11 protein-coding genes are annotated in these 11,170 nt (G+C 42.2%); 1 reads left to right on the forward strand and 10 read right to left on the reverse strand.

Translation table 11 applies throughout. The features are described from left to right. The first annotated feature begins 21 nt into the window (after positions 1-21). Positions 22-1,629 carry a CotH kinase family protein gene (locus tag BUC07_RS15595; protein WP_073171577.1) on the forward strand — a complete coding sequence of 536 codons (1,608 nt, stop codon included), beginning with the start codon at positions 22-24 and terminating at the stop codon, positions 1,627-1,629. A gap of 2 nt (positions 1,630-1,631) precedes the next feature. On the opposite strand, the gene msrA is transcribed toward BUC07_RS15595, so the two are convergent. The 10 genes from msrA to BUC07_RS15645 all read right to left on the reverse strand — a co-directional run bounded on the left by msrA (position 1,632) and on the right by BUC07_RS15645 (position 11,060). Further along, a complete protein-coding gene (msrA, locus tag BUC07_RS15600) occupies positions 1,632-2,189 on the reverse strand; it encodes a peptide-methionine (S)-S-oxide reductase MsrA (RefSeq protein ID WP_073171625.1) in 558 nt (185 codons plus the stop codon). Between the two features lie 32 nt (positions 2,190-2,221). Next, the gene (locus tag BUC07_RS15605) at positions 2,222-2,515 is read right to left on the reverse strand and encodes a DUF6787 family protein (protein ID WP_073171580.1); all 294 of its coding nucleotides are present in this window, start codon (positions 2,513-2,515) and stop codon (positions 2,222-2,224) included. 59 nt (positions 2,516-2,574) lie between these two features. Next, positions 2,575-3,150 carry a hypothetical protein gene (locus tag BUC07_RS15610; protein ID WP_073171583.1) on the reverse strand — a complete coding sequence of 192 codons (576 nt, stop codon included), beginning with the start codon at positions 3,148-3,150 and terminating at the stop codon, positions 2,575-2,577. A 102-nt stretch (positions 3,151-3,252) separates the two neighbouring features. After that, the gene (locus BUC07_RS15615) at positions 3,253-4,584 is read right to left on the reverse strand and encodes a c-type cytochrome (protein ID WP_217652716.1); all 1,332 of its coding nucleotides are present in this window, start codon (positions 4,582-4,584) and stop codon (positions 3,253-3,255) included. A gap of 21 nt (positions 4,585-4,605) precedes the next feature. Next, positions 4,606-6,021, reverse strand: a complete 1,416-nt coding sequence (locus BUC07_RS15620; RefSeq protein WP_073171586.1) for a c-type cytochrome — start codon at positions 6,019-6,021, stop codon at positions 4,606-4,608. Positions 6,022-6,151: 130 nt separating this feature from the next. Next, positions 6,152-7,222 carry a mechanosensitive ion channel family protein gene (locus BUC07_RS15625; protein ID WP_073171589.1) on the reverse strand — a complete coding sequence of 357 codons (1,071 nt, stop codon included), beginning with the start codon at positions 7,220-7,222 and terminating at the stop codon, positions 6,152-6,154. 120 nt (positions 7,223-7,342) lie between these two features. After that, positions 7,343-8,497, reverse strand: coding sequence for a metallophosphoesterase (locus BUC07_RS15630; RefSeq protein WP_073171593.1), 1,155 nt, complete (start codon positions 8,495-8,497; stop codon positions 7,343-7,345). Between the two features lie 48 nt (positions 8,498-8,545). Continuing rightward, positions 8,546-9,892, reverse strand: a complete 1,347-nt coding sequence (locus BUC07_RS15635; protein WP_073171596.1) for a GntP family permease — start codon at positions 9,890-9,892, stop codon at positions 8,546-8,548. A gap of 11 nt (positions 9,893-9,903) precedes the next feature. Beyond that, positions 9,904-10,074 carry a hypothetical protein gene (locus BUC07_RS20970; protein WP_175552546.1) on the reverse strand — a complete coding sequence of 57 codons (171 nt, stop codon included), beginning with the start codon at positions 10,072-10,074 and terminating at the stop codon, positions 9,904-9,906. Between the two features lie 272 nt (positions 10,075-10,346). Then, on the reverse strand, positions 10,347-11,060 hold the full coding sequence (locus BUC07_RS15645; RefSeq protein ID WP_073171602.1) for a DUF3575 domain-containing protein: 714 nt from the start codon (positions 11,058-11,060) through the stop codon (positions 10,347-10,349). Positions 11,061-11,170 lie beyond the last annotated feature (110 nt).

An 11,170-nucleotide genomic window follows, 5' to 3' on the forward strand; every position in this document is an offset into this window, starting at 1 on the left:
GGCTTTTTTTTAACTGATTTTATGGCACTGAAAAGAATTCTGGTTTTTATAATAGTACTACTTGCAGGAGGTCCGATTCTGGCTCAAAATCAGTCATTTTCATCAAAATTACCACTTGTTTTTATTGATACAAACGGACGGCATATTCCCGATGAACCCAAAATTCTGGTGGATATGGGAATTATCTGGAACGGTGAAGGAGAAGACAACTACACATCAGGTGATTTCAATCATTACTACGGAAAAGTCGGAATTGAAATACGAGGTTCATCGTCGCAGATGTTTCCCAAAAAATCGTATGGTTTTGAAACCAGAAACCAGCTGGGCGAAGACATTGATTTTCCGATTCTTGGATTGCCCGAAGAGGAAGACTGGATTTTGTATGCGCCTTATTCCGATAAATCACTTATCCGCAATGTGCTGACATTTTCGCTGGCAAAACCTTTGGGGCATTATACTTCGAGGTGCCGGTTCGTGGAACTTTTCCTGAATAACGAGTACCAGGGCATTTACGTGTTGATGGAAAAAATAAAACGGGAAGATACCCGAGTGGATATTGCCACGTTGAACCCCGATGAAACGGAAGGCGAAGATTTAACCGGTGGGTATATTGTAAAAATTGACAAAACAACCGGAAGCGGGGGCGACGGGTGGTACTCCAAATACAAAAATGCCAACGGAAACGCTACTTTTTACCAGTACGAAGTACCGGATGATGAAGAAATTGTTCAGGCTCAGAAAAATTATATTCAGGATTACATAAATGGTTTTGAAGATGCCGTTTATTATAAAAAATATGAAGGTGAAGGCAGCTACCGCGATTATATTAATGTGAATTCGTTTATCGATTTCATTTTAATAAGCGAACTTACCAAAAACATTGATTCTTACCGGTTAAGCACATTTTTATACAAAGACAAAGGCGGAAAACTGAATGCGGGGCCCATTTGGGATTTTAACCTGGCTTACGGTAACGCGGATTACCTGGATGGCTGGAATACTTACGGATTTCAAATTCAGGCAAAAATGGAAGACGACCACTGGGGAAATCCCTTTTGGTGGCCGGCGCTTTGGGGCGACAGGGTTTTTGTGAATCAGATGAAATGCAGGTGGGAGGAATTGCGTAAAGATGCCTGGACAAACCAGCGAATTTTTGAAGTTGCCGACAGTCTTGTACAAGCAATGGGAAGTGCTGATGACCGTAATTTTAACCGCTGGCCGGTTTTGGGGCAATATGTCTGGCCAAACTATTATGTGGGGACAAGTCACCAAGATGAGGTAAACTGGCTGAAAAACTGGCTCGAAGACCGCTTGTGGTGGCTCGATGCAAATCTGCCTGGGCAATGTGGCGAAGATGTGCCTGAAATTGTGGATGAGTTTGCAGCGTCTGTTTATCCCAGCCCGTTTAATGCTGAACTAAAACTCGAAGTGGCCAGCGATGTAAATATTACACTTACCCTCAAACTTTTTAATGCAAATGGCTCACTGGTAGAATCCATCCCATTTTCAGTGGTAATGGGCGAACAGGAATTTTCAATGAATACTGAGCATTTACCCAATGGATTATACATCTACACACTCAAGAAACATAATGTCGTTATTCAAAAAGGAAAGCTGGTGAAATATTAGCTTTATTTGGCTTTTTCTTTAAAAATTTTTTTGAATTTTTCCACTTTGGGTGCTACAATGAACTGGCAGTAGGGCTGGTTTTTATTCTTTTCAAAATAATTTTTATGATAGTCCTCGGCCTTGTAAAATGCGTCGAATGCAGTCACCTCTGTTACAATCGGGTCTTCATAAACTTTTTCTTTTTCAAAAAGCCCGATTACTTTTTCGGCTGTATCTTTTTGTTCTTCTGAATGATAAAAAATTGCTGAACGGTATTGCGTGCCCACATCGTTTCCCTGGCGGTTGAGCGTTGTAGGATTATGCGTCATGAAAAACACTTCCAGAATTTCCGAAAAACTAACAATTTGAGGATCGTAGGTAATTTGTACTACTTCGGCGTGCCCCGTTGTGCCGTTGCAAACTTCGCGGTAGGCCGGGTTTTTAACGTGCCCGCCGCTGTAGCCGGGTTGTACTTCAATCACTCCTTTCAGCTCTTTGTAAACCGCTTCGGTACACCAAAAACATCCGCCACCGAGTGTGGCTTTTGCAAAATTATTTTCTGTTCCTATACTTGTATTCATAATAACTGCGATTAAAAAAATTACTAAACTCTTCATTTTCTGAATTTAAAACGTGAAAATACTTTTTTTTCAAATTCCCATGCAAACCTGAATTGTCCGAGTAATCCGCTAATAATCAATAGTAATATCTGATACGAAGGGAAAACAATTAAAATGTAAAGCGGAACTTTAATCCAAAGGCTGGTGTCGGTAGAGATTTCCATCCATGAAAAAACAAATTTCCGCACATAAAGTGAGGCGCTGCCGGTTACTGAAAAAATTATCAAAATGAGTACCAGCTGGAAGTTGTTTTTTATATTCCACTTCCGCTTTAACTTTTCGATCATGCTTTTTTATTTGTATTTACAGGATAAACAATATTCTGGAGTCGATGTTTGCTGCAAGTTTAAATTTGGTGAGTTTGAAAGATAATAAATCCGTAGAGCGCAAAACGAAGTAACCGGAACAGCGCGTATCTCAGAAAACGTTTGGCAGGGTAGCCAGAGGCACCAACAAGCATACTTACTGCTGACCAGGGCAGGGGAGTGAGTGCGGCAACAATTATTAAAAACAGGCCGTATTTTTTTAGTTTGGGGCCAATATCCTTAAAAAATTTAAGTCTGATATACCTGAATGTAACGCGTTTATGTAGGAACTGGCCAATTAAAAAAGTAACATAACCGAGCACGTACGAAGCTATTGCAAAAAAGGCAACATTGTAAAAGTAATGGGCAATGTTTGCTTTATTCACCGCCCAAATCATGAATAATTCAGGGGGGATTATGCCGAAAAAGAATTCGGATGCTACATAAATGAGGTAGATAATTTCGGGTTGGGCATAAAACCGTTCAATCCATACATCAGGATTTCTGGAAATTACAATTTTTTCGAAAAAAAAGTAGGCAATCAGCAAAACCGCAAGCCATACTAACCCGCGTAGCCCGTTTCGTATAAGAAATTTCATCCTCGAACTGAGTCTCATGGCTTTTTACTGATTTTTTTAATTGTGCGAAAAATACAACAAATTTTGTACCTGGAAGTTCTCAGGAATACCTTTTGCGAAAATCTTAATGATCATATTGAGTTAATTCCATTCCTCTTCCAGCAAATATTTAGAAATGTCAGTTAATTCTTGGTCGGTGAGATTGGGGAACCCTGCCATTGGCGGATAGTCCATTCGCTTGCGGCCTGGTTCTTTTATCCATTTTTTCAGATCTTCCGAATTGTTTTCGTAAATAGGAACCACCTCGGTTAGCGGCGGGCCTACCAGCCGGTTGTTTGCAGCATGGCAAACGGCGCAGTTGTTATTAAACAGAGCTTCTCCGGGCGAAACCGGACCTTCATCGGTTTCAACTTCGGGCATTAAAAGTCCTTCATGGGCTTTTTGCACATCTTTCCAGTGTGTGGCTGTTCGTTCAGCCATCATTTGTTTGTGAGTCTTCAGCGCATCTTCCCGGTACATGTGTCGGCCGGTTCCCATAAATCCTACCAATACAGTAAACAATACCACCAGCCAAACATATCTTCTGCCAACAATTTCTTTTTCGTCATTCAGCAGTTTCCACAGTTGCCAGACAACAATTACCGCCACAGTAACGCCTCCTGCTATTACCCAGAACAACCCCCAGGTAACGCCTTGCGTTGGCAGCGTGAGAAATAACAGCGGTCCAAAAATGAATTGCATGCCAGTGGCTGCCAGTGCCAGGTTGAGCATTTGTTTTTTTATGGTTTTTTTTGAAAGATTTTTGAAGTTTTCATTCATTGTGTAACCTTTTCGACCAAACCAAAAAGCAAGGAAAAAACCGGTAATGGCCAAGCAGGCAGTGATAAAATGAAAGTAGCGTGGAAAAACATTTGGCAGTGTAAGTGCATCGAAAAATCCACTGACTTCTGCCCATTTTTCGGGGAAGAGCATCAGGTTGATGTTGGTCAAGAAAATAAATGGAATCATTAAAAAACTGAACACCCCGATGCTTAATATTCCAAGGTGTAATGCTTTGTTATCGGCCAGCCGGTCCCACGAATATTTGTGGAGGTAAAAAACTAAAAAAGCCACTGCCACCCAGGGGACAATTGAAATCCACATGGCGCCCGTGAGAGCATTGGCCGAATAAAAATAGACCGTGTAAAGCACATTTATAGAAAGCAGCGGGGCAACCCCCAAAACTACAGCCAGACTTTTATTTACAGTAATTGTAGAGGCAATTTCACGGGCCAGGGTGTCGTAATCTTTGTTTTTCAGCCCACGCAATTCGTACCAAAATGTGAGTACGCCTCCGCCCACCATTAAATTTATGAACAGGATGTGAAGCAAAAAAGAGAAAATAAGAATAACTACCAGGATCCACTCCGGAAGTGGTAAATCCAGCGGGATATCTTTGGGGACGGGTATTTGGTTTATCAGTGCAGTTATCATTTTTTTTGATTGATTTTCAGGTTAGTAATCCAGTTCTTTTACATCAACTCCTTTAATCTGCGCGCCCTCCAACTGTTGCGGCCTTTTCTGTTGTTCGGCAATGTAGGCAGCCAGGGCATCCAGCTCCGCATCGTTTCCCGGGAAGGGTGGCATGTAATACCTCACATTATGCATGTTTTTCATATAGGCTTTCATGGCATCGGTGCTTAGCGTATCTTGGTTTCCATACATTTTTTCAAAATTTACAACCACCGAGTTAATACCGTGGGTAGTGTGGCAACGAGTGCAGGCAATGTTAAACACAGCTTCGCCGGCTTCCAGTTTGTTTTCTTCGGTGATGGCTGAGATGGAGGAGTAGGGCGTGTGTTTCAGCAAACCACTTTGCTGGTACAACGGGTATTCTTCAACTAAAATACCGTTGGCATACATGTATTCGCCAATCACATAAGGTTTTCGGATAAATTCGCGCAGCCGTTCAAATGTTCCCAGAAACATAAACGACACCAAAACAGGAATTATGAGCAAATATTTTGGCAGGCGTTTCGGGGCCAGAGTGCCTAAAATACTGATAAAAAAACCAACAGCAACCGATACAATCATTACTATTAAAAGTGAATCGTACCACGACTGAAACTGTTGCGTTGCGAGGGCAACCGGAAGGTTTCCTATCATTGCACGTGGAATATACCAGTAATAGGTGTATGCGCCCACTGCAGCAATGGGCATCCACAGTAAAATCCAGAACGAAATGTGCTTTAAAATTTCAGGTCGCCAGGGATTCCCTTTTTTTAGCATGAAAGCCGTGTAGAGCAGCGCAACACAGCCAGCCATCATCATGGCCACAGGCGTACGGAAAATGAGTTGTGGAAAATACAGTGGGTTGAAAAAGCCGCTTGCCAACGTTTTTTGGGCTTCCCAGCTTCCCGGATCCATCATAAAACCAAGGATGCCAACAATTATGGCCATGGTGAGAAATGAAAACACACTGAGCCAAAACCCGAAAATAATGTGCCTTTTTTTATTTCTTGCTGATTGTTTGGATTTTTTCCATGTGAGGTAATAAATCATGATAAAAATGACCTCGAGCACAAAAACAATCCATTCGCTGAACCAGGCAAAATAAAAAACGCGGATGAGGCTGCCAATTGAAGCCGGGTTGGCCAGCGAGGTAGCAAACCAAATGCCAACACCGGTAAGCGCGCCAATGGTGGTAGTGATGATGAAAGCAAAAAACAGCAGTTTGCGTGCTACTTCGTCCCAGGCTTCCCCTTTTTCGGCATTGCGCTGTTTTTTTTGGTATCCCCTGAATTCGAGAAAGGTTACAAGCGGGATGAAACCGACGGCAAGGGCGTGGTTAATAATTACATGAATAATAGCTATTAACGCAACCAGCATTCGGTTACCCATGAAATCGAGATGAAACAGTGGAAAATCCATAGATTAGCGGTTTTTTTATTGCTCAAAATATAGTAATAATTTCCATATGTCCGGTATGAAAAGAAATAAAAAAACCAGAACAAATCGTTTCTGGTTCATTGGAATTCATGGTTAGCAACAACCCCGGGAGTCATTTATTCGAATTGTCATTTTTCGCTTTTTTTTCTTGTTCTTCAATGTTCTTTTCTATCTGCTTTTTTTGTTGTTCCAGTTTATCTATTGACAATTTTATTTTGTCAATTATTTTTTTGTCTTTTTCTTCCTTTAACTTGTCCTTTTGGTCTTCCAGGTGCTTTTCAATTTCAATCAGCTTGTCTTTCTTCTTTTCAATTTTTTCCGATTTTATGGCTTCATCAAAAATTAACTCTTCGGGGGTTTCTTTTTCCACAGGTGTTTCTTTTTGGGCAGCAACTTTGGGAATAAATTCTTTTTCTTCAACCCGCCGCTGGTTCATAAACGTTGGCGAAACAATTTCAATTCCTTTTTTATGAAGCAAGTCCATAACTTTGGCATTGAGAAGCGAGCGCGTGCTGTAAAATTTTGAGCTGTCTTCCAAAAAACCATGTATTTGATAGACGACTGAAAAATCGCCCAGGTTGGTAATATACACATACGGATCAGTCAGATTGGCTTCAGTGGCAGCTTCTTTCAGCGCTTCTTCAATTTTGGTGCGCGACACATCGTAGCCCAGCGAAACCGAAGTAGAAATGACTGTGTTTGTTTTGCGCGTTAATTTTACCGGGTTGGAGGCAATGTATAAATTGGGAATGGTAATAAAGTTACTGTCTTCGAGCTGAATTTCAGTATGAAAAATACTCTTTTTGGTAACTCTCCCTTCCATTTTATCAATTTTTATGAGGTCGCCGTTGCGGAAACGTTTCATGGAGTTATTCATAATGCCAGCTATGAGATTCCCGAGCAGAGTCGTGGAACTCAGTGCGATGGTGGCACTGATGATGATTCCCAGAAACGACAGAATCTGGCCTTTCAATTCACTTTCAATCGGAAGTGTTAAAATAAGAGCCAGGGTTCCCACGAGAACCAGAAACAATGAAATTGAATTTTTGGTCACATTTCCCCTGGACGTTACTGACGACAACCGACTGAAAATATAATTATTCAGAACAAGCAGTAAAATCAGCAGCAGTAAAATACTTCCGGGTTCGGCCAGTGATTTCAGAATATTGAAAATATGCTCCATAAATTCCTGTTTAATGCATTGCTCCCGAATTTAAGAACTTTTTTGCCTCGGTCAACTCATGCAATGCTTTAAATATAAGTTGAAAGGTCAGGAAAGCTTTTTTCTGAACAACTCAACTTTTCAGTTCCCTTTAATATCCAGCACTATAATCTCTGAGCGGCTGTTGGTGCGGATGGGTGGCCCCCAGGTGCCGTAGCCTGATGAAATATAAAAATGGGTATCGTTGATTTTGCCGTAGCCACGGCTGATTTCAAATAGTGAACCGGTGATATAATTAAACGGCCACATTTGCCCGTTATGGGTGTGCCCGGAAACCTGCAGATCGATGTTGTGGTCGGCTGCATCTGTAAGTTTATAAGGTTGGTGGTCGAGCAGGTAAACCGGTTTTTGAGTGTCGGCTTCTGAAAGCAGCACATTTATTGTTTTACGCGGGTTTCCGCTCATTCGTTCTCCGGTAATATCTTCGCGGCCGATAATTACTGTGCCGTCGGGCAAAACAGCCGTACTGTCGCGCAGTACAGTAATATTATGGTCTTCGAGGTATTTCTCTGCTACGTCAGCGTTCCCGTAAAATTCATGATTTCCTAAAATGGCAAAAACACCATGCCGGGATTTCAGTTTTTTAAGTACTTCGCCCATATTGTTTTCAATTACCGGCCCCAGGTCTTCATCGAACACATCGCCGGCCAGCAGCACCACATCGGCGTTTTGCGCGTTTATTAGTTTTACCAGTCGTTCCAGCCGTCCGTTGGAAATCATCATGCCCAGGTGAATATCGGAGGCCAGCACCACTCTTTGTTTTCCGCCGGGGACTGGTTTATTTAACTGAATTGTCTGTTTTCGCACAACCGGAACAGTGGCGCTGATATAGCCTGCAACAAGTATTACTGCCGAAAGCGCATAAACCAGCAATACGGCTGTTTTTCCTTTTCCGTCCGACCAGTTAAACCGAATCATTTCAGAAAAATTGAACAAGCCGTTTATTCCGCGCAAAATATCAACGAACAGAAACAGCAATGTGAGGTAAACCATAGCGCCAAGCCAGCACGAGCCAATATGTACAAATGGATTGGCCAGCCACATTGCACCCGAACGTTCAGTTATCCGGCCAATTACATACGAAAAAGCAATTATCCAAAATAATATTGTGAATGACCACCAGGCAGCATTACCAGTGGGAAAAATGGCGCGCGTCCGTGAAAAAATGTAGAGGTTTACCAAAAGGTTCACCGCGAAAACGATTAAAAAGAATATCATAAATTGTTTACCTTTCATTACTGATTTGTTTAACAACTAAACTAAAAAGGACACTAAAAGTTTAACTCAAACAAATAATAAACTCAACACAAAAATAAACACCATTGCCGAAGTTCCCTGGATGAGGGTAGCCATAGTGTGCGTTTTGTAACCGGTTTTAACATTCATTCCTGAAAACTGGGTAACCACCCAAAAAAAGCTGTCGTTGGCATGTGAGATGGTCATTGCCCCGGCGCCGGTGGCCATAACGGCCAGCACTTTTCCGTTCAGCGAATCGAGTCCAATGGTGGAAAGCAGCGGTGCAATGAGGGCCGAAGTAGCAACCAGTGCCACAGTGGACGACCCCTGCGCGGTTTTAAAAGCTGCTGCTACAATGAAGGGCAGAAAAATTCCAAGTTCGTAACCGGCCAGCATATTGCCAAGTGTTTCTCCAATCTGTGATTCTTTCAGGATGGTGCCAAAAGCGCCTCCTGCGCCGGTAATCAGTAAAATGGGAGCTGCCGCCGAAATGCCGTCACCAATCCACCCGGTAAGCGTTTCTTTGTTGAATTTTGGAAAAAGCAGTAAGGAAAGCAGAAATCCCAGAAGTAGCGCATTGACAGGCTGTCCGGCAAAATCGAAAAAGGTAAAAATTAACCCGCTACCAAATGGTTTTGCCGGATAAGTGGCTATCGACCGCAAGGCTATCAGAAAAATAGGCACCAGAATGGGCAGCAGCGATTTTGTGGCCGAGGGAAGCTGGAATTCTGAAGTTTTTTCATCCGGTAGTTGTGCATCATCTTCGCTGGTTTTATGTTTTTTTCCAATGTACGAAGCCCACAACCAGCCGGTGAGCATGGCAAATAGGGCGGTTGCCGCACCAAAAAGAATGACCAGTCCCAATTGATCGTTGAGCCCCAGGTTGCCGGCAGCTGCAATTGGCCCCGGAGTGGGGGGCACAAAGGTGTGAGTGGCATAAAGCCCGGATGCCAGCGCAATGGAAAGCGTAACCGAGGGTTTTCCGGTTTTCTGTACCAGCGATTTTTTTAGCGACGAAAGAATCACATACGCCGAATCGCAAAAAACAGGAATGGAAACGATGTAGCCAATAATGGACATGGCCAGCCCCGGAAAACGTTTGCCTACCAGTTTCAGCACAAGTTCTGCCAGTTTGATGGCTGCATTTGATTTTTCGAGAATAGTACCGATTATGGTTCCCAAAACAATTACAATTCCGATGTAGGCCATAATGCTGCCAAATCCGTCGGCAATGGTGAGGGCAATTTGTTCAACGGGCAGCCCGGCCAGTGCCCCTGCAATATAGGAAGCCAGTAACAACACAATAAACGGATGCATTTTCAAACGGGTGGTTCCCAGGATGATAAATAGCACGGAAACAAGCAGAACGATTGTCAGCCAAAGTTCTTCAGGCATTTTTCAGGTTTTTATAAGGTATTGAAATTGGGTTGATTTTCAATGAAATGAATGGGAAGATCTTTCACAAAAGTTTGTAGCCATTCAGCACAATATTTCATTCCGGCCTCTTCTGATTTGATGTGCCCAAGAAAAATAACAGCCAAAAGGAGAAAACCAGAAAGTTTTATTTTCGTTTGCATAATCAGACAGTATTGGTTCAGGAATAAAAATAGTTGTTTTTTTATGGCTTCAAACTGTTTGCAATGAAAAAAATATAAACGCAGCGACAAGCTTGAAGTTCTGGAATTGCTGGGGGGCAGATGAGTCGCCATTTGTGTACAAAAACATTCACGAAGTGATGAATGCCCAACATGACCTGGTGCAAACACTTGGCATTTTTACCCAAAAATTGTGCGAATGGAGTAGTCTAATGCGAATTAAATGAATGGTTATTTCCGGGAAAGTAGCTAATTCAGAAAACAAAGCCCGCATTTACCCCAATTCTGAAACCGGGAAAAAAGAAAGGCAGCTTTGTAAGCAGGTTGTCATTGTTTACATTGTGGTCCAGTTTTTTATGCAGGTAGTTGATGTCTTCAAAAACTTCACTAACATCGTCGGTAATAGAGCTGTAATTGAAGCCCGGGTCAGGTTGTTTTAACTGATATTTCATGTTCACCATGTAATAATCGAGCCCGGCGCCGAAAAAATAGAAATCGAGTATAAACCGTTCTTCCAAAATAAGCTGGTAACCCAACTGTGCTCCGGCACCCAGTAAATTCACTTTGAAATCAACGCCATAGTTGTTGCCGTCAATTTCATCTGAATAATTCATTTTCTGATTCAGGTAACGCAGGTATGGGGCTACGTAAAAACCCGTGCCTGCTTCTTCGCTGTTGACATAAAAACGGTATTCCAGAGAGGTATTCAGTCCACCTTTGCTGTTTTCGAGCACATAGGCCGAAGGAGTGATGGTTTCATCTGAAATAAAAGGACTTGATGTTGGTTTCAAAAAGCCAATTTTAAACTGCACGGAGTTGTTTCCGGTTAAATGCCTTTCGTAATTGAGGTTGTAATGCCCGAGAAAAGCATCGGTAAATCCAATTTTAACAGAATTTTCTTGCCCGAACAAACTGGTAGCCAAAAATAAAAAGATAACTGTCGTGAGGTAATTGCAAGATTTAATCATAGCTGGTTTATTTAATTTTAGTTCAAATTAGAAACCCACGTTCTCTGAACGTGGTCAGAGTCGTTTTACGGGTTTGCCTATAAAAGACTCATTGCTAACTTTCGAAAGTT

This window comes from Tangfeifania diversioriginum (genome assembly GCF_900141875.1).
Taxonomy (GTDB): domain Bacteria; phylum Bacteroidota; class Bacteroidia; order Bacteroidales; family Prolixibacteraceae; genus Tangfeifania; species Tangfeifania diversioriginum.

What these genes read in the sequence shown, in the direction of transcription:
- BUC07_RS15595 (WP_073171577.1), top strand. Translation starts at nt 22, where the DNA reads ATGGCACTGAAAAGAATTCTGGTTTTTATAATAGTACTACTTGCAGGA.
- msrA (WP_073171625.1), bottom strand. Translation starts at nt 2,189, where the DNA reads ATGAATACAAGTATAGGAACAGAAAATAATTTTGCAAAAGCCACACTC.
- BUC07_RS15605 (WP_073171580.1), bottom strand. Translation starts at nt 2,515, where the DNA reads ATGATCGAAAAGTTAAAGCGGAAGTGGAATATAAAAAACAACTTCCAG.
- BUC07_RS15610 (WP_073171583.1), bottom strand. Translation starts at nt 3,150, where the DNA reads ATGAGACTCAGTTCGAGGATGAAATTTCTTATACGAAACGGGCTACGC.
- BUC07_RS15615 (WP_217652716.1), bottom strand. Translation starts at nt 4,584, where the DNA reads ATGATAACTGCACTGATAAACCAAATACCCGTCCCCAAAGATATCCCG.
- BUC07_RS15620 (WP_073171586.1), bottom strand. Translation starts at nt 6,021, where the DNA reads ATGGATTTTCCACTGTTTCATCTCGATTTCATGGGTAACCGAATGCTG.
- BUC07_RS15625 (WP_073171589.1), bottom strand. Translation starts at nt 7,222, where the DNA reads ATGGAGCATATTTTCAATATTCTGAAATCACTGGCCGAACCCGGAAGT.
- BUC07_RS15630 (WP_073171593.1), bottom strand. Translation starts at nt 8,497, where the DNA reads ATGAAAGGTAAACAATTTATGATATTCTTTTTAATCGTTTTCGCGGTG.
- BUC07_RS15635 (WP_073171596.1), bottom strand. Translation starts at nt 9,892, where the DNA reads ATGCCTGAAGAACTTTGGCTGACAATCGTTCTGCTTGTTTCCGTGCTA.
- BUC07_RS20970 (WP_175552546.1), bottom strand. Translation starts at nt 10,074, where the DNA reads ATGCAAACGAAAATAAAACTTTCTGGTTTTCTCCTTTTGGCTGTTATT.
- BUC07_RS15645 (WP_073171602.1), bottom strand. Translation starts at nt 11,060, where the DNA reads ATGATTAAATCTTGCAATTACCTCACGACAGTTATCTTTTTATTTTTG.